This window comes from Bradyrhizobium sp. ARR65, assembly GCF_000472385.1.
Taxonomy (GTDB): domain Bacteria; phylum Pseudomonadota; class Alphaproteobacteria; order Rhizobiales; family Xanthobacteraceae; genus Bradyrhizobium.
In genome coordinates this window covers 39,545-63,754 of the sequence record NZ_AWZU01000030.1, presented here as the reverse complement: position 1 = coordinate 63,754, position 24,210 = coordinate 39,545, and the positions used below count along the sequence as shown (strand labels likewise).

Here is a 24,210-nt window from a genome sequence, read left to right as displayed (position 1 = left end):
TTTGCAGCAGGTGAAGAAATTTGCAAGCGGGCTTTTTCGAGCATGGCTGCACCTTCCGACAGGCTGCCGATGATCGATGGCGAAGCGTCGCTTGCGACGCGGGCGGCCTGGCTCTATTTCGCGGCCGGGCTGACGCAGTCGGAAGTCGCGGACCGGCTGAATATTCAGAGCACCAAGGCGCACCGCTTGATCGCGCGCGCAAGCCGCGAAGGCATGATCCGCGTCTTCGTCGAAGGTCCGGTGGCTGAATGCGTCGCTCTGGAGAATACGCTGGCGCAGCGCTATGGCCTGGCCTTCTGCCGCGTTGCGCCTGATCTCGGCGAGGGTGAGCTGCCGCTGAAGGCCCTGGCGCTCGAGGGCGCGAGCTTTCTGCGCCAGATCCTCGAGCGCGGCGAGGACAAGGTTATCGGCGTCGGCCACGGCCGCACGCTCGCTGCCGTGGTGGAGCAGTTGCCGCAGACGCCGGCGCGCGACGTGCAATTCGTCTCGCTGCTCGGCGGATTGACGCGAAAGTTTGCTGCCAATCCATTCGATGTGATCCATCGGCTGGCCGAGCGGACCGGCGCCGAAGCCTATCTGCTGCCGGTTCCGGTGTTTGCGAATTCGGTCGCCGACCGCGCAGTCCTCATGCAGCAATACGGCATCGCCGAAGTGTTCGCGCTGGCGCGCAAGGCCTCGCTGCTGTTCGTCGGGATCGGTCAGATCAGCCGCGACGGCTTTCTGGTGTCGAGCGGCATGATCAAGCCCGACGAGGTGGTCGATTTGAAGCGGGTAGGCGCCTGCGCCGACCTGCTTGGGCATTTCTTCAGCGAGGACGGCCGCATGCTGGACATCGACCTGTCGGCTCGCGCCACTTCGATGAGCGCGGCCGATCTGAAGAAGCATCGCATTGTCGCGATTGCCGGCGGGCTGGCCAAGGTGACAGCACTGCGTGCCGTGCTGCGTAGCAGCATGCTGCACGGACTTATTATCGACGAAGCGACCGCGCAGGCGCTCGTTGCGCAAAAGCCGGAGACGACATCCGGCAGAGCAAGAAGCCGGAAGGGCAGGTAGACGCATAAGCAGGGAGGACTGAATGTACGATCGTGAAAAGAATCTGTTCGAATCCTACACCGCCAAACGCATCAGCCGCCGCGATCTGCTCGATGGCGCGGCCAAGCTAGGTATTGCGGGTGCCGCCGCAAAGGCCGCATTCGTCTCCGCGGTCTCGCAGGCGATGGCTGCGGATTTCAATTGGAAGGTCTACAGCGGCAAGAGCATCAAGCTGCTCTTGAACAAGCATCCCTATGTCGATGCGATGATTGCAGACCTCGATGCGTTCAAGACCCTGACCGGGATGAACGTCACCTATGACATCTTCCCCGAAGACGTCTATTTCGACAAGGTGACGGCCGCTCTGTCCTCGAAGTCGGACCAGTACGATGCCTTCATGACCGGGGCGTACATGACCTGGACCTACGGTCCGGCCGGCTGGATCGAGGATCTCAATCACTACATCAAGGACCCCGCAAAGACCAATCCGGCTTTCAATTGGGAGGATGTGCTGCCGAACCTGCGCGCGTCGACGGCATGGGACGGTAAAGCTGGTTCCGAGCTGGGTTCGGGCAATGCCAAGCAGTGGTGTATTCCGTGGGGCTTTGAGCTCAACAACGTGACCTACAATCGCGCCATCTTCGACAAGGTCGGCGTGAAGCCGCCGAAGAACATGGATGACATGATCGAGGTCGCGGCCAAGATCACCAAGGATGCAGGCGGGCCTTACGGGATCGGCGTCCGCGGCTCGCGCTCCTGGGCCACGATCCATCCCGGTTTCCTGTCGGCCTATTCGAATTTCGGCCAGAGGGATTTTGTGATGGAGGGCGGCAAGCTGAAAGCCGCCATGAATACCAAGGCATCGAAAGACTTCCATGAAAAGTGGGTCAGGATGATTCAGCAGTCCGGCCCCAAGAACTGGTCGACCTACACCTGGTACCAGGTCGGCACCGATCTCGGCGCCGGCGCCTCCGGCATGATTTTCGATGCCGACATCCTCGGCTATTTCATGAACGGCGGCGAGAACAAGGAGAGGGGACATTTGGGTTACGCGCCATTTGCGGCCAATCCGGCGGCGAAAGCGCCGACGCCCAATGTCTGGATCTGGTCGCTCGCAATGTCGAGTTTCTCCAAGCAGAAGGACGCGGCCTGGCTCTTCATGCAATGGGCCGCATCGACCGAGCACGATCTGTTCGGCGCACGCAAGATGGACTTCGTCAACCCGGTGCGCACCTCCGTGTGGAAGGACAGTGATTTCCGCGACAGGATCGCCAAGTCCTATCCCGGCTATCTCGAGCAATACGATATCTCTTCACCGGGCGCGAAGATCTATTTCACGGCTCAACCTCTGTTCTTCGATCTGACCACCGAATGGGCCGCATCGCTGCAAAAGATGGTCGCGAAGGAAGTCAGCGTCGACGAAGGGCTCGACAAACTCGCCGAAAGCATCAACCGTCAGCTGAAGCAAGCCGGCCTCGGGTGATGCAGCCCGTGGTGCGGGTTCCTCCGCACCATGACAGGCCGTCGGCCCGGATAACAGCAGCGTCCGGGCCGGCGTCGCGACAGCTAAGCTTCGATCGGTTGTTACCATGAGCATGCTCCAGCTTCTTCAGACGAACGTATTGACCGGACGCACCGCGAAGCCGCGGGGCCGTATTCTGCCCTATGTGCTGAGCCTGCCCGCCTTGCTGGTCTGCGTGGCGATTCTGGTCCCGTTCGTGACCGCCGCGGTCTACTCGCTGCAGCGCTACCGGCTGAACCTGCCGTATTTGCGGGGCTTCGTCGGCCTCGACAATTACATCGATTTTCTGTCCGACCCCGCCTTCTGGAATACGCTTCGCATCTCGCTCGTCTATACCGCGCTCACCGTTGCACTCGAACTTTTGCTCGGGCTTGCCATCGCACTTCTGCTGCGACGGCCGACCCGCTTCCACAATGCCGTTTCCATCATACTGCTGCTGCCGCTGATGACCGCGCCGGCAATTGCTGCCTTGATGTGGAAGCTCATGACCAATCCGGGATTCGGCATCCTGTCCTATCTGGTCGGCCTGTTCGGTATCACCGATTTCAAATGGGCGTCGGATCCCTCGACCGCGCTGTTTACGGTCGTGCTGGTCGACATCTGGGTCTACACACCGTTCATCATGATCCTGCTGCTGGCAGGACTGCGGTCATTGCCGCGCCAGCCGTTCGAGGCGGCCGCGCTCGATGGCGTGCCTGCGAGCTTCGTGTTCTTCCGGATCACTCTGCCGATGCTGGCCCCGTACATCATCACGGCCTCGTTGTTCCGCCTGCTCGACTCGATCCAGCAGTTCGACATCATCTACGCCATGACGCAAGGCGGCCCCGGGGACCGCTTGATGGTGTTTCAGGTGCAGTCCTATCTGGAGTTCTTCCAATACACCAACGTCGGCCGTTCGGCCGCATTGTTGATGATCCTTTGGCTCATCACGAACATCCTGTCCAACATCTTCATCAAACACTGGTTGCGGCTGCGTGCGCGCGCCCACCGCCAGGCATGACGTCGAGGAATGCGACGATGGACCATGGCAGTCTTGCAGGCCGTATCTTCCGGGGCGTCGCGCTGGCGCTCATCCTCGTATTTTTCATGTTTCCGATCGTCTGGATCTTGTTGATGTCCTTTCAGACCAACGAGCAGATCCTGCGGATTCCGCCCCGCATCTTGTTCGAGCCGACGCTTGCCAATTACGAGGCGCTGATCTCGGGCCAGCTGCGGACCGCGGCGGGCAATCTCGAGATCTCCTTTATGCACAATCTGTGGAACAGCTTTGTGCTCTCCAGCCTGGCGGTGGTGCTGGCGCTGGTGCTCGGCGTGCCGGCGGCCTATGCGTTTGCCCGCTACAAATTCAAATTGGGCGAGACCATCGCGTTCACGCTGCTGTCGTTCCGCTTTGCGCCGCCGTTGCTCGTGCTGTTGCCGCTTTCGCTCTATTACCAGGAGCTCGGTTTGAACGACACGTATGTCGGGATCGTCTGGGTCTATCAGCTGATCGCGCTGCCGCTGATCCTGTGGATCGTCCGCGGCTATTTTGAAGATATCAGCCCTGACATCGAGCACGCCTACCGGCTCGCAGGGCATTCCTGGCGCGAAGCGTTCACGCATATCGCAGTGCCGCTGGCCGGCCCCGGCATTGCTGCCGCAGCACTGTTGTCCTTCATCTTCTGTTGGAACAATTTCGTCTTCGCCCTGATCCTTGCCTCTGCGGACAAGCAGCCGGTGACGGTGGGTGCGCTTGCTTTCGTGACGGCGTCCGGCATCCAATACGGCCAGATCGCCGCGGCGATCGTGCTGTCTGTCATGCCGACCTTGCTGCTCGCGCTCTATGCGCAGCGCTATCTGGTCGAAGGCCTGTCGCTCGGCGCGGTGAAGGGCTGACATCATGGCGCGACTGGAACTCAAGCAGGTTCGCAAAACGTTTGGCGGCGCAAGCTCTGCCGACGGCGTGTCGCTCACCGTTGAGCCCGGCGAGATCGTCGCGGTATTCGGTCCGTCAGGTGGCGGCAAGACAGTGCTGCTTCGCATGATTGCCGGCATGTTCGAGCCGGACGAGGGCGACATCCTTGTCGGTGGCCGCTCGATCGTCGGCGCTGCACCCGAGCGGCGTGGGGTCGGCATGGCATTCCAGAACTTTGCGCTGTTTCCGCACATGAGCGCGCGCGACAACATTGCAAGCGGCTTGCGGGCGAAGACGGCTAAGGAGGCTGCCACGCGGATCGATGCGATCAGCCGGCTGCTGAAGATTGAGCATGTGCTTGGGCATCTGCCGCGCGAGCTGTCGAACGGACAGAAGCAGCGCACCGCGCTTGCGCGCGCACTGATCGGCAATCCGGAGGTGCTTCTGCTGGATGATCCGCTGCGCAACGTTGACGCCAAGCTGCGCTACGAAATGCGACTCGAGCTGCCAAACCTCTTGCGGCGGGGCGCGGCCTCAGTCCTCTATGTCACGCAGGACTATCGCGAGGCGATGGCGATCGCCGATCGTATCGCCGTGCTCATGGACGGTCACGTGGAGCAAATTGCTGCGCCTGAGGAGATCTATTCCCGGCCGGCCTCGGTCGCGGTGGCGCGCCTGTTCGGGGATCCCAGCATCAATCTTGCCGAGGTCACGCCATGTAACGAGCACGGGGCCCTGGTCGCCGCGGTTGCCGGCGCAAAGGTGCGGCTGGGCGCGAACGGGGGCACGGCCACGGATCGGCCATGCTGGCTGGGCGTGCGGCCGGAGGATCTGGCCCTCTCGCGCACGGCGAGCGAGGATGCCATTCCGGCGCGCATTCTCGCGATCACGCCGATGCACGAAAAGTCGGTGTTGCTGCTCCGGCTTGCGGATGGGACGGAATGGTTCGTAGCGCTGCCGCCCGATGCGCCGCATGGGGCTGCAGACGACGCCGTCTTTGTCCGCTTTCTGCCGGAGGCGGCATTGCTGTTCGATCGGGCAACCGGTCTTCGCGTCGGCCTGCCGCATCATCGGCAGGCTGCTTGAGGGGAGCGGAAGGTCATGGGCATGCTGGAGCTTCGACACATCGACAAGACCTACCGCAGCCGCGGCAAGCCGCCGGTTCATGCCGTTCGCTCGCTCGACATGGAAGTCGGCAAGGGTGAGATTGTCGCTCTCTTGGGCTCGTCGGGATGCGGAAAAACCTCGACCTTGCGTATGATCGCGGGATTCGAAAGCGTTACTTCGGGCACGATCGCATTGCAGGGGCGGCGCATCGATCATCTGGCGCCGGCCCGGCGGAAGGTTGCGATGGCTTTCGAGGGCTATTCGCTGTATCCGCCGCTAACGGTGCGGGAAAACATCGCTTTCGCGCTGAAGTCGCAACAGATCGCGCGTAGCGAGATGTCGCGACGGGTGGAGGCGGTGGCGCGGCTGGTCGAGATCGAGGGCATCCTGGAGAGCTTTCCGCGCGCGATTTCCGGAGGGCAGCAGCAGCGCGTGTCGCTCGCCCGCGCGCTCGTGCGCGATGCCGACCTCTATTTGCTCGACGAACCGATGGGACAGCTCGAACCGCAGCTTCGCGCCGTGCTGCGGGGACGGATCAAGAATTTGCTCGCCGAGCGCGGTATGACGGCGATCTTCGTCACCCATGATCAGACTGAGGCGAGTGCGCTTGCCGATCGCATCGCGGTCATGGAGGATGGCGTATTGCAGCAATTCGCAAGCGAGCGCGAGCTGAAGAACCAGCCTGCGAATCTGTTTGTCGCGAGCTTTATCGGCGAGCCGCCGATGAATTTGCTGGAAACGGATGTGAGCCGCTGCGACGGCGGCTTCCGTCTGTCGATGAGCCGCGAGGTGGCCTTCGAAATTCGAGGCGACGCGCTCGACCGTGTGGTGCAGAAGACGCTTGAGGAGACCGCGAGCGTGCGGATCGGCATCCGGCCGCAGAAGATTGCTGTCGGGACCGGAGAGGTGCGCGTGCGCATCCTTTCCAATCAGTGGCTCGGCGACCAGTCGCATGTCGCGGTCGAATGTGGCGGCAAGCTCTTGATCGCGGTGACACCGAGCCGGGTCGCAGCGCGGCCCGGAGACAACATCCAGTTCGGGCTTGATCCGCGTCACATCCACATTTTTGGAGCCGATGGCACCTGCATTCGCCACGCGGAGGTCTCCTGACTATGGCAGCTGCGCAGCGTCGCGATGTGATCGTCGGTATCGATGCCGGCACCTCGTTGATCAAGACCGTAGCGTTTACGCGCGCCGGTCGGCAGCTTGGCAATCTCTCGTTGCCGAACAGCTACAATGCCTCCGCTGGCGGTCGGGTCGAGCAGGACATGGCGCGGACCTGGCGCGATGCAGTCGCGGCGCTACGTGGATTGGCCGGCGCGGTACCCGAGCTTGCGTCGCGGATAGCAGCGATCGCTGTTACCGGACAGGGGGACGGCACCTGGTTGATCGACGAGGAGGGGCGGCCGGTTGGGCCGGCGCTGCTGTGGCTGGATTCGCGCGCAGCGGTTCTGGTCGAGGAGATACGGCACAGCGAGCGCAATGCGGCTCTGTACCAGCGAACGGGTTCTGGGCTCAACGCCTGCCAGCAGGGACCGCAACTGGCCTGGATGCAGGCGCATGCGCCGGAAGTCCTCGCGCGCGCCGCCACCGCGTTCCACTGCAAGGATTGGCTCTATTTTCTGCTGACGGGACAGCGGGCGACCGACCCGTCGGAGGCGACGTTCACGTGCGGAGATTTCCGCAAGCGCCGCTTTGATGTCGAGACGGCGCGGTTGCTGGGCATCTCCGATCTCGTCGGCCTTTTTCCGGAAGTGGTCGACGGGGTATCGGTAACCCATCCGCTCAGCCGGGCTGCGGCGCTGGAGGCCGGTTTGCCCGAGGGCATTCCGGTGTCGCTCGGCTATGTCGACGTGATCTGTAACGCGCTCGGTGCCGGCCTCTATGATCCCGCGCCTGATGTCGGCTGCACCATCATCGGCTCGACTGGCATGCACATGCGCCTCGTCCCCGACGCAGGTGCCGTGACGCTGAACGCCGAGGCGACCGGCTACACCATGCCATTCCCGGTACCCGGACATTATGCCCAAATGCAATCCAACATGGCGGCAACACTGAACATCGATTGGCTATTGGATCTTGCGCTTGATGTGCTCGCTGCTGAAGGCGTCACGCGCTCGCGCGCCGATCTCATCCACCGCATCGACGAACACGTGCTTCAGGTGAAGCCGGGCGAGGTGCTGTTTCACCCATTCATCTCCGATGCTGGCGAACGTGGCCCGTTCGTCGCTCACGAAGCCTGCGCGCAGTTTTTCGGCCTGCGCTCGCACCACCGTTATTGGGACCTGATGCGCGCCGTGATGGAAGGGCTCGCGTTTGCCGCACGCGATTGTTACGCCGCAATGGGCGGTCTGCCCTGCGATGTGCGGATCACCGGTGGCGCCGCGCGCAGCCGCGCGCTTTGCACGATCCTCGCCGCCGCGCTTGATTGCAACATTCGCGTCTGCAGCCGCGCTGAGGCGGGTGCGGCAGGCGCGGCGATGATCGCCGCTGTCGCAACCGGCAGCTATCCGGATATGACGAGCTGCGCGGAGGATTGGGTACGGCCACATCTCAAGGAGGCGCAGCAGCCGGATGGGGGATTGGCCGCGCGTTACGACCGGCTGTTCCCGGCCTATCTCGAGGCGAGATTGGCGTCGCGGCCGGTCTGGAAGCAGCTCGCCGCGTTGCGGGCGGGAGGTGCACATGTCTAGGTCCATCGCCATTGTCGGCGACCGCTTCATGCTGCCGTCGGTGTTTGCCGAGCGGATCGCGTCCGCGTGCGGCAACGGCGTCGACATCCGCACGCTGGAGCAGCCTTGGCCGGACCAGCCAATGGAGCATGGCTATGCTGGTTCCTCCCTCCACGGGTTGAAGGAGTTCATGGGGGATCCGGAAGAGGTCGCGGGCTTCATCGGCGATGCCGCGCTGCTTGTTACGCATCTGGCGCCGATCTCGCGGTCGATGCTTGAACGGCTGCCCAAACTCAAATTCATTGCTGTGTCGCGCGGCGGCCCTGTCAATATCGATTTGCAGGCCGCACGCGATCACAACATCCTGGTCGTCAACACCCCCGGCCGCAACGCGAGCGCCGTGGCGGAGTTCACCGTCGGCGCCATTCTTGCCGAGACCCGCCTTATTCGCAGCGGCCATGAAGCGCTGCGGGCAGGCGAGTGGCGCGGCGATCTCTATCGCGCCGATCGGACCGGGCGAGAGCTCAACGAGATGACTGTCGGGGTCGTCGGCTACGGCGCCATCGGCAGCCGCGTCGTCAAGCTCCTGAAAGTGTTCGGCTGCAAGCTGCTGGTGGCCGATCCCTACGTCCAGCTGAGCGCCCAGGACCGCAACGACAGCGTCGAGCACGTGGGATTGCACGAGCTTCTGGCACGCGCCGACGTGATCAGCCTGCATGCGCGGGTCACAGCCGAGACCACCGGATTCATCGGCCGCGAGGCTCTAGGCCGCGTGAAGAGGGGCGCATTCCTCATCAACACTGCGCGCGGTCCACTGGTCGATTACGAGGCGCTGTACGACGCGCTTGCCTCCAGACAACTCGGCGGGGCGATGCTCGACACCTTCGCCGTCGAACCTGTGCCCCCCGATTGGCCGCTGTTGCGGCTGCCCAACGTCACGCTGACGCCGCACATCGCCGGCGCCTCCGTGCGCACCGTCACTGTTGCCGCCGAGCAGGCGGCCGAGGAGGTTCGCCGCTTTCTGGCTGGCGAACCGCCGCTCAATCCGTGCTGAACATGAAAGGTTGCAGGACATGACCCGCGAGGAACGAGAATTGCGTGAGGCGATCATCGCCAAGTGTCGATGGATGAACGCCTCCGGTCTCAACCAGGGGACATCTGGCAATATCTCCGCGCGCTATGAAGACAGGATGCTGATTACGCCCTCGGCCACGCCGTACGATGCGATGAAGCCGGAGATGATTGCGTCAATGCCGCTTGAGGGCGCTTATGGCGAGTGGACGGGGCCGTTGCAGCCGTCGACCGAATGGCGATTCCACCTCGACATCATGCGAGCGCGCCCGGATGTGGGAAGCGTCGTCCACACCCATTCCACCTATGCGACCGTGCTGGCAATCGCGCGCAAGTCGATCCCGGCCTGCCACTACATGATGGCGGCTTTCGGCGGCAACGACATTCGCTGCGCCGGCTACGCGCGCTACGGCACCAAGGAATTGTCCGAGTTCGCACTCGCGGCGCTCGAGGGCCGCAACGGCTGTCTGCTGGCCAACCACGGCATGATCGCAGTCGGCGCCAATCTGGATAAAGCGATGTGGCTCGCCGTCGAGCTGGAGACGATCGCGCGCCAGTATTACCTCTCTCTTGCGCTCGGGCCCGTCATCCTCAGCGGTGAAGAGATTGCCGACACGGCCAAGGGATTTGCGACCTACGGTCTCCAGACCGCGCAGTCGAGGCCTGTGTCAAACGCGCCTGCAACGGCGAAGGCGGCGCCGCAGCCGACTGAGAAGAGAGTTAGCGGCAAACGATGACGGGGACTGCGCCGGTCGCCGGAAGGGACCATGGTCTGGTCGACATCGCCGTGATCGGCGGCGGAATTAATGGTGCCGGCATCGCGCGCGATGCCGCGGGGCGTGGCCTCAAGGTCCTGCTCTGCGAGAAGGATGATTTTGCCGAAGGGACGTCGTCGCGTTCGGGCAAGCTCGTGCACGGCGGCTTGCGCTATCTCGAATACTACGAATTTCGTCTGGTTCGCGAGGCGTTGATCGAGCGGGAGGTCCTGCTCGCCTCCGCGCCTCACATCATTTGGCCGCTGCGTTTCGTGCTGCCGCATTCGCCGGAGCAGCGTCCCGCGTGGCTGATCCGGGCCGGCCTGTTCCTTTATGATCATCTCGGCGGCCGCAAGCAGCTACAGGCGAGCCGGAGCCTCGATCTTGCGGATGCGCCCGAAGGCAAGGCACTGCGGCCGGAGTTCCGTCGCGGCTTCGAATATTCGGATTGCTGGGTCGACGATGCGCGGCTCGTCATCCTCAATCTACTCGATGCGGCGCAGAACGGCGCTCGCGTGCTGCCGCGAACCCGCGCGGTCCGCGCATACAGGGCAGAAGGCCTTTGGCGGCTCGAGATGCAAGACGAGCAGGGCAACGCAGAGGTCGTCTCCGCGCGCGCTTTGGTCAACGCGGCGGGGCCCTGGGTTCAGGAGGTCGTTCAGGGCGTGGCGGGCGTGAATTCGACCCACAGCATCCGGCTGGTGAAAGGCAGTCACCTCGTGGTGCCGAAATTCTGGAGCGGTGCGCATGCCTACCTGCTGCAGAATGATGACCGGCGCGTCATTTTCGTCAATCCATACGAAGATGATTTCGCCCTGATCGGCACCACGGATATTCCCTATAATGGGACTCCCGAGGACGTGGCGGTCGACGAGGCCGAGGTCGCGTATCTCCTGCGGGTGCTGCGGCGCTACTTTCGCAATGCTCCCGATATGCGCGACATTGTCCATGCGTTTTCGGGCATTCGCCCACTTTACGACGACAATGCGAAGAATCCGTCCGCGGTGACCAGAGATTATGTTTTCGAGGTCGATGGCGTCCCCGGGACTCCGCCGCTGCTGTCGATCTTCGGTGGCAAGATCACGACCTATCGCAAACTGGCGGAACATGCCCTGCAGCGTCTGGCGGCATGGTTTCCGAACCTGCCGTCAGCATGGACGGCCAAAAAGCCGCTTCCCGGCGGCGACATTTCCGGAACGTTCGCGGATTTTGCCGCGGATCTGGCGCGCGACTATCCCGGCCTTCCGTGGTCAGTGGTACTGCACTATGCGCGACTATACGGTACGCGCGCACGCGAGCTTCTGGGGCCGGCCCGTAGCTGTGCGGATCTCGGGCGTCACTTCGGAGGAAATTTCTATGAGCGTGAAGCCGCCTATCTCCGGCAAACGGAATGGGCAACGCGGGCTGCTGATTTTCTCGATCGACGAACGAAGCATGGCCTTCGTCTGACGCCAGCTCAACGGACCGCCTTTGAGGCCGAGCTCGGAAAGTGAGGAGCAGGCCCATGAATCTAATCAGGTGAGTTATGCTGACAGCCGATGCGGCGACGTCCTTCCAAAGCAGAGGCTTCTTGTTCGATTTGCTGTTAATTTCGCTTGATTTGCCGCCCACCGCTTACAGGCGAAATTCGTTGGTCAGCTCGCCAATGCCATCGATCGCGACGGTGACTGTATTGATGGCTTCCTTCATCACGCCGACGCCGATCGATGTTCCGCAACAGATGAGGTCGCCCGGCAGGAGCGTCATGTCGTGCGAGATCTTGCTGACCAGTTCTTGCGCGCTGAAAATCATATCTGCGATCGGGTAATTCTGGCGCTCCACACCGTTGAGGATGGTGCGTACCACCAGACTTGCGGGATCGAGGCCCGAGGCAATCACGGGGCCAAAGGGACCATATCCATCGAAGCCTTTGGCCCGTGCCCATTGGGCGAAGGTCGGATCGCGATTGAGGATATCGGCTGCAGTGATGTCGTTGGTGCAGGTGTAGCCGAAGATGAAGGCCTCCGCCTCCTCAGGAGCGACAGCGGTGCAGGTCCTGCGGATGACGATACCGAGTTCGCCTTCGTAGGTCGTCTTGCCCTCGTAGGTCGATGGGCGCCTGATGACGGCGCCGGGTGCAGTGACGCTGGTCGGTGCTTTCAACAGATACAGTGGCTCGGGCGGCTCGGGCGATTTCAGCTTGGCCGCCAGAGCGTGAAAATTGTTCCAGAGCGCGACGATCTTGGTCGGCTGCGTCGGGGCGAGCAACTCGACATCGTGCAGCGCCAGCGTCTGTCCAGTCGGGCGCGCGTCGCTGAACATATCACCGGCGTGCACGGAGATGCCCGACGAGGTGAGCTGTCCCAAGCCGATCTCGGCCTGGTGGCGGAAGCGAACCCAGCGTGTAATCTCGGCCATCGGGATCACGCCACCGCTAGTGATCGTGCTTCACTAAGACCGCCTGCGCCGTCGTAAAGACCCGCGAGGCGGCAGCGCTGGGCGACAAGCGCCAGCACCGCATCAATCGCGGGCGTTGCAATCCCGGTCACCCGACCCATCTCCTGGACCACAGTGATGAGCGGATCGATCTCGACCGGGCGTCCGCGCTCGAGATCCTGCAGCATCGATGTCTTGTGCGCGCCGACCTTGCGGGCGCCTTCGATGCGGCGTTCGACATCGACACGAAACTTGACGCCAAGACTTTCCGCAATTGCCTGGGCCTCCAGCATGATCGCCTTGGAGAGCGCGCGCGTGCCGACATCCGTGCATATCACGTCAAGCGTCGCGTGGGTCAGCGCGCTGATCGGGTTGAAACAGACATTGCCCCACAGCTTGAGCCAGATCTCGTCGCGGATGCGTTCGAGGACCGGCGCCTTCATGCCCGCCGCCGTGAACAGATCGGAAAGCCTCTTGATGTCGGGCGTGATTTCGCCCGAAGGCTCGCCGAGCGGAAAATTGTTGCCATAGACGTGACGGATCACGCCGGGCGCTTCGATCTCGGTCGCAGGATAGACCACGCAGCCGATGGCGCGTTCGGGGCCAAGCTCGCGCCACTGCCGGCCGCCGGGATCGATGCTCTCCAGCGTTGAGCCTTCGTGCCGACCCCCATGCTTGTAGAAATACCAATAGGGAATCCCGTTGACGGCCGTGACGATGCGCGTCCGCGGGCCGAGCAGGGGCTGCATCCGCTCGATGACGCCGGTGATCGAATGCGCCTTGAGGCAGATGATGACGAAATCCTGCTCGCCAAGTTCGGCAGGATCGTCGGTGCAGCGCGGATGCACCACGCGCTCCTCACCACCGATCAGGAGCTTCAACCCGTTCTGCCGCATCGCGGCGAGATGGGCACCGCGCGCGACCAGGCTGACATCGGCGCCAGCGCGCATGAATTCGACACCGAGATAACCGCCGATCGCGCCGGCGCCGTAGATGCAGATCCTCATGAAACCCTCGCGAGCAGAGTGAAGACACAGCACGAGCCGCGCCGGCTCGAACCGATTTGCGTAGTAATGACCGAATAGAATTCTTAGGCCGCCTGCACCGCACCGGCGGCAGCTTCATCGTAGGCAAAGGCGATGTCCCGCAGGCTGACGACGCCGACAAGTCGCCCATTGTCGATGACGGGGACGTACCGGATTTGGTGGCGGGTCATGAGATGCTCGACATAAGCGAGCGTGTCCTGCGAACTGCAGGACACCAGCGGCCGCGGCGAGACGAATTGGCGAAGCTTCATGGCAAGACCGGTCGCGCCGCGCTCGGCGATCGCCGAGACGATATCGCGCTCGCAGAATATCCCGACCACTGCGTACGAAGCATTCCTGACGACAAGTGCGCCGACGTTGCTGGCGCGCATCAGGCCCGCCGCAATGCCGACGGTCTCGTTCGAACCGATCGCCACCGCGTGCGGGCTTTTGTTGCGCAGGATGTCTCCAACGTACATGGCAGCGTCCTCCCGGATTGAGAATGAGTGTCACGAGACAAGCGTGGTATACATTATTCCAGGAGTCAAACGAAAACTAGCGGCAGATTCCGACGAAAAGTGGCACTGTTGCTGACCTATTTGGGTGACCGGTGGCCTTGACAGCGTGGCCTTTTGGCATGCCAAATACCACAACTGGCGCGCTTTTCCGTGCATGTGCAACGAGATCCGAACCGCGAATCCAGAAGGCACCTCGTCATGAAAAGAGATCTGGTCCGGCGCAAGCCATCCGATCCCGGCATTCGCGCCCAGTTGGATCAGGACGCGCGAGACGGCGGCGTTCAATCCGTCGATCGCGCACTGCAAATCATGGAAACGCTTGCCGAGGACGACGAAGGTTATCGGCTCACCGATCTTGCGATCCGCACGGGCTTGTCGCCCTCGACTGTTCATCGCTTGCTGACGACGCTCGAGAACCGCCGGTTCGTGCAGTTCGACCGCGAGGAATCCAAATGGCACATTGGCGCGCAGAGCTTCGTGGTCGGTTCAACTTTCGTGCGCCGCCGGAATTTTGCCGCCCAGGCGCTACCATATTTGCGCAAGCTGCGTGACCAGACCAGGGAAACGGCCAATCTTGCCGTTGTCGACGATGAATCCATCATCGTCGTGTCCCGCATTGAGAGTCGGGAGATCATGCGTTCGCTGACCAAGGTTGGTGGACGCGTCGCAATGATCGCTTCGGGACTCGGTAAGGCGGTGCTCGCCACTTATTCCGATGCCGACGTCAACGCCATCATCCGCCGCCAGGGCATGCCGCGCCTGACGGAAAAGTCGATCGTGCGACCTGGTGAGTTGTTCAAGGAATTGGAGGCCGTGCGGCGCCAGGGCTATGCAGTGGATGATGAAGAGGCTCGGCTCGGCCTGCGCTGCGTGGCTGCGGTCGTCTTCAATGATTGCGGCGAGCCGTTTGCAGCAATCTCGGTATCGGGTATGGCGGATCGGCTGACGGATGAGCGCTTGCCGGAAATCGGCGCAATCGTGCGCGAGGTCGCAGCCGAATTGACGGCCGAGCTGCGCGGGAGCGGCCGCACGCGGGTGGAACGGGCGTGAACCTTGCTCCTTCCCATCTGGCGCGATTTCCAAGGTTTTGCCGTGGCTAATCATTTGAAGACGCGCGGAAAATCGCACGCGCTGCCATAGCGCGGAAAATTCAATCGATTGCATTGAGATCGATGCTCCCCGGCTTGATGATCCTGCTCACGCCAACTCGTAACGAAGCGGGGTCATCAGATGAAAATGCGAGCGGTGGATGCAGCGGTGCGCATTCTCGAACGAGAGGGGATCACTTGCGCGTTCGGTGTCCCCGGGGCCGCGATCAACCCGCTTTACTCGGCGCTGAAGCGGCGGGGTTCGATCCGCCACATCCTGGCGCGTCACGTCGAGGGTGCCTCCCACATGGCCGAAGGCTACACGCGCGCCAACGCGGGCAATATCGGAGTGTGCATCGGCACATCGGGGCCCGCTGGTACCGACATGATCACCGGTCTCTATTCGGCGATTGCGGATTCGATTCCGATCCTCTGCATCACCGGACAGGCGCCGCGGGCGCGGCTCTACAAGGAAGACTTCCAGGCCGTCGACATCGAGGCAATCGCAAAGCCGGTGACGAAATGGGCGGTCACGGTCCGTGAGCCGGCGCTGGTGCCGCGCGTGTTCAGCCAGGCCTTTCACCTCATGCGCTCGGGACGGCCGGGGCCCGTGCTGATCGACCTGCCTCTCGATGTGCAGCTTGCCGAGATCGAATTCGACGACGAGACCTATTCGTCGTTGCCGGTCTATAAGCCCACAGCGACCCGCAGGCAGATCGAGAAGGCGCTCGAGATGCTCAATGCCGCCGAGCGCCCATTGATCGTCGCAGGCGGCGGCGTGATCAACGCGGACGCATCAGATCTTCTGGTCGCCTTCGCAGAGACGGTGAACGTTCCCGTGGTGCCGACGCTGATGGGCTGGGGCGTCATTCCCGACGATCACCCGCTCATGGCGGGAATGGTCGGCTTGCAGACCAGCCATCGTTATGCCAACGCCACCATGCTCGAGTCCGATTTTGTGCTCGGCATCGGCAATCGCTGGGCCAACAGGCACACCGGCTCGATCGAGACCTACACAAAGGGGCGCAAATTCGTCCATGTCGATATTGAGCCGACCCAGATCGGGCGCGTCTTCAATCCCGATCTCGGCATTGTGTCGGATGCAAAAGCCGCACTGGAATTGTTTGCGAGCGTTGCCGCGGAGTGGCGCAAATCGGGGCGGCTGCGCGACCGTCAGGCTTGGCCTGCCGCCTGTCGCGACCGCAAGCGCTCGATGCTGCGCAAGAGCCACTTCGACAATATCCCAATCAAGCCGCAGCGCGTGTACGAGGAAATGACCAAGGCCTTCGGCCGCGACACCTGTTATGTGACGGTGATCGGATTGTCGCAGATCGCCGGTGCGCAATTCCTGAGCGTCTATCGACCGCGCAACTGGATCAATGCGGGGCAGGCGGGGCCGCTCGGGTGGACGCTGCCGGCCGCACTCGGGGTGCGTGCCGCCGATCCCGATCGCGAGATCGTCGCGTTGTCAGGCGACTATGATTTCCAGTTCCTGATTGAGGAGCTTGCGGTCGGGGCGCAGTTCAATCTGCCCTATATCCACGTCGTCGTGAATAATTCCTACCTCGGGCTGATCCGGCAGGCCCAGCGCGGCTTCGATATGGACTACCATGTCCAACTGTCGTTCGAGAACATCAACGCGCCGGAGATCGGCGTCTATGGCGTCGATCACGTCGCAGTGGCCGAGGGTTTGGGCTGCAAGGCGATCCGCGTCACCGATCCCAACGATGCGCAGACGGCATTTGCAACCGCGCGCGAGCTGATGACCAGACATCGCGTGCCCGTGGTGGTCGAATTCATTCTCGAACGCGTCACCAACATCGCGATGGGTACCGAGATCGACAACATCGTCGAGTTCGAGGAGGTGCTGGATCTTCCGCTCGACGACGTGCCGAGCGCGCCGAAGTCCGGCACGCTGCTGCCGGCCTGATGCCATCTGTTCAAGCGCAATTCGAACGCGAAAGGACGTGGAACCGTGCCGCAATTTGCCGCCAACCTGACCATGCTTTTCAACGAGCTGCCGTTTGTCGACCGCTTTGCGGCCGCCAAGACCGCCGGCTTCGCCGCTGTCGAGTATCTGTTTCCCTATGACCACGACAAGGCGCTGCTTGCGGAACAGCTCGCGCGCTACGGTCTGATGCAGGTGCTGCACAATCTGCCTGCAGGCAACTGGGCCGCCGGCGAGCGCGGCATCGCGATCCTGCCCGATCGGACCGAGGAATTTCGCGACGGCGTCGCTCGCGCGATCGAATACGCCAAGGCGCTGGACTGCCGTCAGCTCAACTGCCTGGTCGGAATCGCGCCGCCCGACGCCGATTCAACTCTGCTGAACGAGGTGCTGGTCGGCAATCTGCGCTTTGCAGCGGCTGCGCTGGCCCGGCAGGGGATCAAGCTCCTGATCGAGCCGATCAACACGATCGATATTCCCGGGTTCTTCCTGAACCGAACGGAGCAGGCGGTGCAACTAATCTCGCAAGTGCGCTCGCCCAATCTGTTCATCCAATATGATATCTACCACATGCAGATCATGGAGGGCGATCTCGCGCGGACGCTGCAGAAGCATCTCGATCGCATCGCCCATGTGCAGCTCGCCGACAATCCCGGCCGGAACGAGCCCGGCACCGGCGAGATCAACTACTCCTATCTGTTCAGGCATCTCGATGCGATCGGTTATCGCGGCTGGATCGGATGCGAATACAAGCCGCGCACCACCACGCTCGAAAGCCTCGGCTGGCATGCCGCGCATACGTTCGAGACCTAATATCGGCTCACAGGATCGACCAGGATGAAAAACATTGGCTTCATTGGCCTGGGCACCATGGGGCGCCCGATGGCGCAGCATCTGTTGGCGGCAGGGCATCGCCTGTTGCTGCACGACGTCGCGCCTGTCGCGCCGGAGCTGATATCGGCCGGCGGCGTCGTGTGCGACTCCGCCAAGCAGGTGGCGCAGGAGTCCGATGCCGTGATCATCATGGTGCCGGACACGCCGCATGTGGAGGCGGTGTTGTTCGCGAAAGGCGGCGTCGCGGAAGGGCTTTCGAAGGGGATGATCGTTACCGACATGAGTTCGATCTCGCCGCTTGCGACCAAGGAGTTCGCGCGGCGGATCGAAGCGCTCGGGGCCGATTATCTCGACGCGCCGGTCTCGGGCGGCGAGGTCGGCGCCAAGGCTGCAAGCCTCACCATCATGGTCGGTGGCAAGGAGCGCGCGTTCAACATGATGAAGCCCGTGTTCGACAAGATGGGCAAGAATGTCACGCTGGTCGGCGGCAACGGCGATGGCCAAACCACCAAGGTTGCGAACCAGATCATCGTGGCGCTAACCATCGAGGCGGTGAGCGAGGCCTTGCTGTTTGCTTCCAAGGCCGGCGCCGATCCCGCGCTGGTGCGGCAAGCGCTGATGGGCGGCTTTGCGTCGTCCCGGATCCTCGAAGTGCACGGCGAGCGCATGCTGAAGCGGAATTTTGATCCGGGTTTTCGCATTGAGCTGCATCAGAAGGATCTCAATCTCGCGTTGGAAGGCGCGCGAGCGCTCGGGCTGTCCCTGCCGGGTACCGCCGCAGCCCAGCAGCTATTCAATGCCTGTACCGCCCTTGGCGGCAAAGCGTGGGATCATTCGGCCATTTTGAGAGCGCTGGAGGTGATGGCCGGCCACGAAGTCGCGGCCGCCTGACCTGCACGCCGCTCCCAGCTCCTTTTTCCTGGATCGCCTATGCAGATGACCATCTGCTACGGGTTTGTACTCGTGATGGCAGCGACAGACCCCGCCGGAGGCTCAGGACGGCCGGAAGCGGCTGCGCCTTGTCAACAAGGAGGACTAGACCGCGAACGCCGACGACGCTATATGGACCCCGTCGGGCTGGCCGATTTGCAAAACTCCTGGCCGGCCTTGCAAAATTACCGAAAATAGTGCTGCAATATCAGCATCTTCGGTGGGGAATGGTGTAACGGTAGCACAACAGACTCTGACTCTGTTTGTCTTGGTTCGAATCCAGGTTCCCCAGCCAGCATATCTGCCCCCTCCGCATCCCAGACCTCCAGGCTTGTGGTCGGCTTGATGCCGCCGTCGGTTCGTGCTCGGCGAACGTCCAGCCCCTTATGCGCCGGGCGCCGAAACCGCGCGGCGGCGCGGGACATTGGGGCGAGCGATTGGTGGCCAGGCGCTTTCGATCGAGTCCCTTCCGGGGAGGACTTCGTGCGCGCAAGGCTTTCACGATGTGAGACGTCCGCCGTGCGAGCATGCTTCTACCTGTCGGCAAGGCGCACGCGCTATCGACTAACGATCTAGCGCCACAAACGCATTGTGCCCGATGCATCAGCTTGCCGGGGCCTATGGCGCATGTAATGCTGCAAGAAAAGAAGGGCTGTGCTGCACGCGCGTCTCGCCCTCTAAAAAATTGATATTGGGACCACGTTTCGGGAGGCCATCGGATGCAATTCAAACAGCTCCTCGGGCTCGTCTGCGCCGCCGCGATCGCGATTGGGCTGACGGGTCGGGCGTTGGCCGAGGACAAGGTCATCAAGATCGGCGCGATCTTTCCGATGACCGGTAACGCCGCCAGCGCCGGCGTTCATGCCAAAGCCGCGCTCGAAGTCGCTGAGGATATCATCAACAACGCGCATCCCGAGCTTGGCGATTTGCCGCTCGCCAAGAATGCCGGTCTTGCCGGCCTCGGCGGCGCCAAGGTCCAGGTCATCTTCGCCGACAATCAGGGCAGCCCCGCTACCGGGCAGAACCAGGCGCTGCGGCTGATTACCGAGGAAAAAGTGGTCGCGCTGACCGGCGCGTATCAATCCGGCATCACGCTGACGGCCAGCGCCATTGCCGAGAAATACGGGATCCCCTTCGTCAATGGGGAGTCGGTCGCGGCCAATCTCACCGAGCGCGGCTTCAAATGGTTCTTCCGAACGACGCCGATTGCGACCGATATCGTGAAGGTCTACTATGACTTTCTGGCCGACATGAAGGCGCAGGGCATCAAGGCGGACAGCATCGCGCTGGTCCATGACAACACCGAATACGGCACTTCGGTCGCGAACACCATCGCCGCAGGCTTCAAGGAAAAGGGCCTGAATCCTCTCGATATCGCCTATGTTTCAAACGCGACAGACCTGCAGAGCCAGGTGTTGCAGCTCAAGGAAAAGAAGCCCGACGTCGTCATTATGATCAGCTACACGTCGGATGCGATCCTGTTTGCCAAGACTATGCAGGCCCAGGACTACAAGCCCCCGATGCTGCTCTGCGATGATTCCGGCTATTCCGACCCGTCCTTCATCAAATCTGTCGGCAAGATTTCGCAAGGCGTCCTCAATCGCTCCTCCTGGAGCGTCGGACCTCCAGGCTCACCGACGGCAATCATCGCGGACATGTACAGGAAGAAGAGCGGCGACGAGATGGATGACACCGCGGGCCGCGAGATGCAGGGCTTTTTTGTGCTGGTGGACGCGATCGACCGGGCCGGCTCGACCGATCCGGCCAAAATCCAGGCGGCGCTGCGGGCCACGGATCTCAAGCCGAACCAGTTGATGATGGGCTATAAGGGCGTGAAGTTCGACGAGAAGGGCCAGAACATCCTCGCCTCCGCCGTGATCATTCAGCTGCAGGACGGCGAAAATTACGTCCCGGTGTGGCCGAAGGCCAATGCCGCGAAGGCGCCGGTCCTGCCTTACAAAGGCTGGTGATTGGTTCGAGGAGGGACTGAGATGTCCCGCCCTCGCTGTTTGAACCAGGCGGCAATCGCTTCCACGCAATGGCGCGCGGCCAGATGTCCTTTATTCTTGTCCAGGTAATCGTCGGCGGGCTCCTGTTGGGCGCGGTCTATGCGCTGTTTTCCTCGGGGCTCACCCTGGTCTGGGGCATGATGAACATCGTCAACTTCGCCCATGGCGATTTCGTCATGCTCGGTATGTATGCGGCGTTCGTGGTGTTCACGCTGTTCGGTGTCGGCCCGCTCGCCGGCGTGCCGTTCGCGACCCTGCTGTTGGCGCTGCTCGGGGTCGTGGTCTATTTCGCCCTGATCCGCGACATCATGAAGGGGCCGATGCTGGCGCAGATCCTCGGCACGTTCGGGCTCGCGCTGCTGTTGCGCTATTCAGTGTTCTGGTGGTTCGGCGCGAATTTTCTCTCGCTGCCGCAGGATATCGTGGGCGGCACCTTTGCCTTCCTGGGCCTGCGCATCGAGGCCTCACGGCTGCTCGCCGGTGTGGTCGCGCTTTTCGTGACGCTCGGCTTGCACCTCTTGCTGACGCGCACATCGCTGGGCTCGAAGATGCTCGCGGTAGCCGAAGACGCCACCGCGGCGCAACTCATGGGGATCCGGCCCGACACCATGCAGGCGATTGCCTGGGCGATTGCGGCGGGCGCCACGGGGCTCGCCGGCGCGCTGATCGCGACCTTCTTCTATATCGTGCCCACGGTCGGGGAGACGCTGGGCATCGTCGCCTTCGTCACGGTTTCGCTCGGCGGCTTCGGCAGCGTGCCCGGCGCGCTCATCGCTGGACTTTTGATCGGCGTCATCGAGTCACTCTCCGCCTATCTCATCGGCGATGTCTACAAGGACATCGTCGTCTACGTGCTGTTCCTTTCCTTCCTGTGGTTCCGGCCGCAGGGGCTGATGGGCAAGACGTGATGCGCCGTTTTCTTTGGCCCGCGCTGCTGTTGGCGCTGATAGTAGCCTATCCGCTGGTGTTTTCGACGCCGTTCCTGCAGCGGCTCGGCGCGCTGGTCTTGCTCTATGCCATTGCCGCTTCGAGCTGGAACGTCATCGGTGGCTACGCCGGCCAGGTATCGGTTGGGCACGCGGTCTTCTTCGGCTGCGGCGCCTATGCGGCGATGGGCGCCTATGCGCATTTCGGCCTGTCGCCGCTGGTCGGCATTCCCGCCGGGATCGTGCTGGCGGCCGGCATTGCCGCCATCGTCGGCGTGCCGACGCTGCGGCTGTCCGGGCATTATTTCAGCATGGCGACGATTGCGGTCGCCGAACTGGTGCGGCTGGTCGTCACCAACACCGATTATCTCGGCGCGGCAGTCGGCCTGAGCGGCCCGACCGTGCCGCGCAACGTCTTTGATCTCTCCTTTATCTCCGCACTGCCGTACTATTATCTTTTCCTCGTCGTGCTCGCGGTGACGCTTCTCATTACTTGGTGGATGGCGAACAGCCGGATGGGATTTTACTTGCGCGCGATCAGGGATTCCGAACGTGCCGCGCGCTCGCTCGGGGCGCCGACCAGCCGCACCAAGCTCTATGCCTTCATGCTGAGCGCGGGGCTCACCAGCGTCGCCGGCGCGCTCTATGCCATGATGTTCGGCTTCGTCGACCCGGAGTCGGGCCTTGGCATTCTGATTTCCGTGAAGATCCTGATCATGGCGGCGCTGGGCGGCGCTGGCCTGCTGTTCGGACCGCTGGTCGGGGCCGCGATCCTGGTGCCACTGGAAGAGATCTCCAACAGCCTGCTGGGCGGGCAGGGCGCAGGGCTGACCTTTGTGGTCTATGGCGCGATCATCGTACTGATTGCGCGCTTTCAGCCCGGCGGCATTCTCACGCTGGTCAAGCGCGAGCTGGAGCGGCGCGGCAGGGCTCCGGGCAAGCAAAAGGCGTTGCAGGCAGGAGCAAGCCATGCTCCTTGAGGCACACGGTCTCACCAAAGCCTTTGGTACCTTCAGGGCGGTCGATGCGGCGAGCCTCACATTGGAGCAGGGCGATATCCTGGGTCTGATCGGACCCAACGGCGCCGGCAAGTCCACTTTCTTCAACTGCCTGACCGGTGATCTGGCGGCGACCTCAGGCAGGGTGCTGTTCGAAGGACGCGACATCACCGGCCTTTCGCCTGAAGCGCGCGCGCAGTTGGGGCTCGCCCGCACCTTCCAGGTGCCGCAGACGTTCGAGGGCATGACGGTGCTGGAGAATGTGATGATCGGGGCCTTTCTGCGGGCCCCGCATCGCGCGGAAGCCGAGAAGAAAGCGCGCGCCGTGCTCGATCGCGTCGGCATGATCAGGCTCGCCGAGTCCCAGGCGCGGTCGCTCGGCACGCCCGGCCGCAAGCGTTTGGAAATCGCCCGCGCGCTGGCAACCGAGCCAAAAGTGTTGCTGCTCGACGAGGCGATGGCCGGATTGACCCAGCGGGAGGTGCAGCTCGCAATCGATCTGGTGCGCGACATCCACCGCTCCGGCGTCACCCTCGTGATCGTCGAACACATCATGGAAGTGATCATGGCGCTGGCGAGCCGGGTCATGGTGTTTCACCAGGGCCGCGAGATCGCGCGCGGGTCACCCCGCGAGGTGACCAGCAATCCGGACGTGATCGCGGCCTATCTCGGCACCCGCGCCGCCAAGGCGGCCGCCGGCCACACGCCGGTCGAACTGATGGGCGGGCCCGTGACATGAGGGCAGCTCTGCTCAAGATCGAGCATCTGGAGGTTCGCTATGGAGATCTGATCGGGGTTTCCGACGTGTCCCTCGAAGTGCCCAAGGGCAGCGTAGTTGCGCTGCTCGGCTCCAACGGCGGCGGCAAGACCACCACCTTGAACGCGATCGCCGGCCTGATCCCCGTGCATTCCGGTTCGATTACATTTCGCGGCGAGGAGATCGGCGGCCAAAGCGCGTTTGCGATCGTGCGCAAGGGGCTGGCGTTGTCGCCGGAGGGATGGCGGCTGTTCGTGCAGCAGAGCGTCGAGAACAATCTCCTGCTGGGCGCGACGTCGCTGGGCGATAAGGCGCGCAGGGCCGCGCTGCTCGAGCGCGTCTACGGGATCTTTCCGAAATTGAAGGAGCGCCGCAATCAGCGCGCTGGTACCATGTCGGGCGGCGAGCGGCAGATGCTTGCGGTCGGGCGCGCGCTCATGAGCGACCCGAAACTCCTGATGCTGGATGAACCCTCGCTCGGGCTCGCCCCGGCCGTCGTGGAATCGATGTACGAAACCTTTGGCCGGCTGCACCGGGAGGGCCTGACCATCCTCTTGGCTGAGCAATCCATCGAGCTCGCCCTTGAGGTGTCCGAATTTGCCACCGTGCTGCAGGTCGGCAAGAGCGTGCTATCCGGCACCGCGGCGGCCCTGGCGCAAGATCCGCAGGTGCAACGGGCCTATCTGGGGACGGTGTAACCGGCGATGGG

Annotated in this window: 22 protein-coding genes and 1 tRNA gene; 20 read left to right on the top strand and 3 right to left on the bottom strand. The window is 62.7% G+C overall.

Translation table 11 applies throughout. The features are described from left to right. The first annotated feature begins 42 nt into the window (after window positions 1-42). The 10 genes from F758_RS0127750 (at window position 43) to F758_RS0127705 (ending at window position 11,546) form a co-directional block, all read left to right on the top strand. On the top strand, window positions 43-1,053 hold the full coding sequence (locus F758_RS0127750) for a sugar-binding transcriptional regulator (protein ID WP_024510951.1): 1,011 nt from the start codon (window positions 43-45) through the stop codon (window positions 1,051-1,053). A gap of 22 nt (window positions 1,054-1,075) precedes the next feature. Next, the gene (locus tag F758_RS0127745; protein ID WP_024510950.1) at window positions 1,076-2,515 is read left to right on the top strand and encodes an extracellular solute-binding protein; all 1,440 of its coding nucleotides are present in this window, start codon (window positions 1,076-1,078) and stop codon (window positions 2,513-2,515) included. Window positions 2,516-2,627: 112 nt separating this feature from the next. Beyond that, window positions 2,628-3,554 (top strand): carbohydrate ABC transporter permease, encoded by a 927-nt coding sequence (locus F758_RS0127740; protein WP_024510949.1) that lies wholly within the window; start codon window positions 2,628-2,630, stop codon window positions 3,552-3,554. 17 nt (window positions 3,555-3,571) lie between these two features. Beyond that, window positions 3,572-4,429: a carbohydrate ABC transporter permease gene (locus tag F758_RS0127735; RefSeq protein ID WP_024510948.1), complete on the top strand. Its 858-nt coding sequence runs from the start codon at window positions 3,572-3,574 to the stop codon at window positions 4,427-4,429. A 4-nt stretch (window positions 4,430-4,433) separates the two neighbouring features. Beyond that, window positions 4,434-5,534 (top strand): ABC transporter ATP-binding protein, encoded by a 1,101-nt coding sequence (locus F758_RS0127730; protein ID WP_024510947.1) that lies wholly within the window; start codon window positions 4,434-4,436, stop codon window positions 5,532-5,534. 21 nt (window positions 5,535-5,555) lie between these two features. After that, complete coding sequence (locus tag F758_RS0127725) at window positions 5,556-6,665, top strand: ABC transporter ATP-binding protein (protein ID WP_035723281.1); 1,110 nt, start codon at window positions 5,556-5,558, stop codon at window positions 6,663-6,665. A 2-nt stretch (window positions 6,666-6,667) separates the two neighbouring features. Continuing rightward, window positions 6,668-8,248 (top strand): FGGY-family carbohydrate kinase, encoded by a 1,581-nt coding sequence (locus tag F758_RS0127720; protein ID WP_024510945.1) that lies wholly within the window; start codon window positions 6,668-6,670, stop codon window positions 8,246-8,248. Then, window positions 8,241-9,281 (top strand): 2-hydroxyacid dehydrogenase, encoded by a 1,041-nt coding sequence (locus F758_RS0127715; RefSeq protein WP_024510944.1) that lies wholly within the window; start codon window positions 8,241-8,243, stop codon window positions 9,279-9,281. The genes F758_RS0127720 and F758_RS0127715 overlap by 8 nt, the downstream gene beginning before the upstream one ends. Window positions 9,282-9,300: 19 nt before the next feature. Next, window positions 9,301-10,035, top strand: coding sequence for a class II aldolase/adducin family protein (locus F758_RS0127710; RefSeq protein ID WP_024510943.1), 735 nt, complete (start codon window positions 9,301-9,303; stop codon window positions 10,033-10,035). Continuing rightward, on the top strand, window positions 10,032-11,546 hold the full coding sequence (locus tag F758_RS0127705; RefSeq protein ID WP_024510942.1) for a glycerol-3-phosphate dehydrogenase: 1,515 nt from the start codon (window positions 10,032-10,034) through the stop codon (window positions 11,544-11,546). The genes F758_RS0127710 and F758_RS0127705 overlap by 4 nt, the downstream gene beginning before the upstream one ends. A 121-nt stretch (window positions 11,547-11,667) precedes the next feature. On the opposite strand, the gene F758_RS0127700 is transcribed toward F758_RS0127705, so the two are convergent. The 3 genes from F758_RS0127700 to F758_RS0127690 form a co-directional block, all read right to left on the bottom strand. Then, window positions 11,668-12,450 carry a fumarylacetoacetate hydrolase family protein gene (locus tag F758_RS0127700; protein ID WP_024510941.1) on the bottom strand — a complete coding sequence of 261 codons (783 nt, stop codon included), beginning with the start codon at window positions 12,448-12,450 and terminating at the stop codon, window positions 11,668-11,670. 5 nt (window positions 12,451-12,455) lie between these two features. After that, the gene (locus F758_RS0127695; RefSeq protein WP_024510940.1) at window positions 12,456-13,475 is read right to left on the bottom strand and encodes a 2-dehydropantoate 2-reductase; all 1,020 of its coding nucleotides are present in this window, start codon (window positions 13,473-13,475) and stop codon (window positions 12,456-12,458) included. A gap of 83 nt (window positions 13,476-13,558) precedes the next feature. Further along, complete coding sequence (locus tag F758_RS0127690) at window positions 13,559-13,972, bottom strand: CBS domain-containing protein (RefSeq protein ID WP_024510939.1); 414 nt, start codon at window positions 13,970-13,972, stop codon at window positions 13,559-13,561. 237 nt (window positions 13,973-14,209) lie between these two features. Between F758_RS0127690 and F758_RS0127685 the strand changes: the two genes are divergently transcribed. The 10 genes from F758_RS0127685 to F758_RS0127640 all read left to right on the top strand — a co-directional run bounded on the left by F758_RS0127685 (window position 14,210) and on the right by F758_RS0127640 (window position 24,199). After that, window positions 14,210-15,061, top strand: a complete 852-nt coding sequence (locus tag F758_RS0127685; protein ID WP_024510938.1) for an IclR family transcriptional regulator — start codon at window positions 14,210-14,212, stop codon at window positions 15,059-15,061. Between the two features lie 180 nt (window positions 15,062-15,241). Further along, window positions 15,242-17,029 (top strand): glyoxylate carboligase, encoded by a 1,788-nt coding sequence (gcl, locus tag F758_RS0127680; RefSeq protein ID WP_024510937.1) that lies wholly within the window; start codon window positions 15,242-15,244, stop codon window positions 17,027-17,029. A 45-nt stretch (window positions 17,030-17,074) separates the two neighbouring features. Continuing rightward, entirely contained in the window at window positions 17,075-17,860 is a 786-nt protein-coding gene (gene hyi / locus F758_RS0127675; RefSeq protein WP_024510936.1) for a hydroxypyruvate isomerase, read from the top strand. A 24-nt stretch (window positions 17,861-17,884) separates the two neighbouring features. Continuing rightward, window positions 17,885-18,772 carry a 2-hydroxy-3-oxopropionate reductase gene (locus F758_RS0127670; RefSeq protein ID WP_024510935.1) on the top strand — a complete coding sequence of 296 codons (888 nt, stop codon included), beginning with the start codon at window positions 17,885-17,887 and terminating at the stop codon, window positions 18,770-18,772. Between the two features lie 260 nt (window positions 18,773-19,032). Beyond that, a tRNA-Gln gene (locus F758_RS0127665) sits at window positions 19,033-19,106 on the top strand. A gap of 424 nt (window positions 19,107-19,530) precedes the next feature. Beyond that, window positions 19,531-20,781 (top strand): ABC transporter substrate-binding protein, encoded by a 1,251-nt coding sequence (locus F758_RS0127660; RefSeq protein ID WP_024510934.1) that lies wholly within the window; start codon window positions 19,531-19,533, stop codon window positions 20,779-20,781. 83 nt (window positions 20,782-20,864) lie between these two features. Continuing rightward, window positions 20,865-21,728 (top strand): branched-chain amino acid ABC transporter permease, encoded by an 864-nt coding sequence (locus F758_RS0127655; protein ID WP_024510933.1) that lies wholly within the window; start codon window positions 20,865-20,867, stop codon window positions 21,726-21,728. Next, window positions 21,728-22,726, top strand: a complete 999-nt coding sequence (locus tag F758_RS0127650; RefSeq protein WP_024510932.1) for a branched-chain amino acid ABC transporter permease — start codon at window positions 21,728-21,730, stop codon at window positions 22,724-22,726. The genes F758_RS0127655 and F758_RS0127650 overlap by 1 nt, the downstream gene beginning before the upstream one ends. After that, a complete protein-coding gene (locus tag F758_RS0127645; RefSeq protein ID WP_024510931.1) occupies window positions 22,716-23,483 on the top strand; it encodes an ABC transporter ATP-binding protein in 768 nt (255 codons plus the stop codon). Before F758_RS0127650 ends, F758_RS0127645 begins: the two co-directional genes overlap by 11 nt. After that, window positions 23,480-24,199 carry an ABC transporter ATP-binding protein gene (locus tag F758_RS0127640; RefSeq protein WP_024510930.1) on the top strand — a complete coding sequence of 240 codons (720 nt, stop codon included), beginning with the start codon at window positions 23,480-23,482 and terminating at the stop codon, window positions 24,197-24,199. Before F758_RS0127645 ends, F758_RS0127640 begins: the two co-directional genes overlap by 4 nt. The last annotated feature ends 11 nt before the right edge of the window (window positions 24,200-24,210 follow it).

Excerpts from the sequence above, each read along its gene's own strand:
- F758_RS0127690 (WP_024510939.1), bottom strand. The coding sequence starts at position 13,972 with ATGTACGTTGGAGACATCCTGCGCAACAAAAGCCCGCACGCGGTGGCG.
- gcl (WP_024510937.1), top strand. The coding sequence starts at position 15,242 with ATGAAAATGCGAGCGGTGGATGCAGCGGTGCGCATTCTCGAACGAGAG.
- F758_RS0127750 (WP_024510951.1), top strand. The coding sequence starts at position 43 with ATGGCTGCACCTTCCGACAGGCTGCCGATGATCGATGGCGAAGCGTCG.
- F758_RS0127640 (WP_024510930.1), top strand. The coding sequence starts at position 23,480 with ATGAGGGCAGCTCTGCTCAAGATCGAGCATCTGGAGGTTCGCTATGGA.
- F758_RS0127700 (WP_024510941.1), bottom strand. The coding sequence starts at position 12,450 with ATGGCCGAGATTACACGCTGGGTTCGCTTCCGCCACCAGGCCGAGATC.
- F758_RS0127730 (WP_024510947.1), top strand. The coding sequence starts at position 4,434 with ATGGCGCGACTGGAACTCAAGCAGGTTCGCAAAACGTTTGGCGGCGCA.
- F758_RS0127745 (WP_024510950.1), top strand. The coding sequence starts at position 1,076 with ATGTACGATCGTGAAAAGAATCTGTTCGAATCCTACACCGCCAAACGC.
- F758_RS0127655 (WP_024510933.1), top strand. The coding sequence starts at position 20,865 with ATGTCCTTTATTCTTGTCCAGGTAATCGTCGGCGGGCTCCTGTTGGGC.
- F758_RS0127685 (WP_024510938.1), top strand. The coding sequence starts at position 14,210 with ATGAAAAGAGATCTGGTCCGGCGCAAGCCATCCGATCCCGGCATTCGC.
- F758_RS0127695 (WP_024510940.1), bottom strand. The coding sequence starts at position 13,475 with ATGAGGATCTGCATCTACGGCGCCGGCGCGATCGGCGGTTATCTCGGT.
- F758_RS0127645 (WP_024510931.1), top strand. The coding sequence starts at position 22,716 with ATGCTCCTTGAGGCACACGGTCTCACCAAAGCCTTTGGTACCTTCAGG.
- F758_RS0127740 (WP_024510949.1), top strand. The coding sequence starts at position 2,628 with ATGCTCCAGCTTCTTCAGACGAACGTATTGACCGGACGCACCGCGAAG.
- F758_RS0127705 (WP_024510942.1), top strand. The coding sequence starts at position 10,032 with ATGACGGGGACTGCGCCGGTCGCCGGAAGGGACCATGGTCTGGTCGAC.
- F758_RS0127725 (WP_035723281.1), top strand. The coding sequence starts at position 5,556 with ATGCTGGAGCTTCGACACATCGACAAGACCTACCGCAGCCGCGGCAAG.
- F758_RS0127715 (WP_024510944.1), top strand. The coding sequence starts at position 8,241 with ATGTCTAGGTCCATCGCCATTGTCGGCGACCGCTTCATGCTGCCGTCG.
- F758_RS0127660 (WP_024510934.1), top strand. The coding sequence starts at position 19,531 with ATGCAATTCAAACAGCTCCTCGGGCTCGTCTGCGCCGCCGCGATCGCG.
- F758_RS0127720 (WP_024510945.1), top strand. The coding sequence starts at position 6,668 with ATGGCAGCTGCGCAGCGTCGCGATGTGATCGTCGGTATCGATGCCGGC.
- F758_RS0127670 (WP_024510935.1), top strand. The coding sequence starts at position 17,885 with ATGAAAAACATTGGCTTCATTGGCCTGGGCACCATGGGGCGCCCGATG.
- F758_RS0127650 (WP_024510932.1), top strand. The coding sequence starts at position 21,728 with ATGCGCCGTTTTCTTTGGCCCGCGCTGCTGTTGGCGCTGATAGTAGCC.
- F758_RS0127710 (WP_024510943.1), top strand. The coding sequence starts at position 9,301 with ATGACCCGCGAGGAACGAGAATTGCGTGAGGCGATCATCGCCAAGTGT.
- F758_RS0127735 (WP_024510948.1), top strand. The coding sequence starts at position 3,572 with ATGGACCATGGCAGTCTTGCAGGCCGTATCTTCCGGGGCGTCGCGCTG.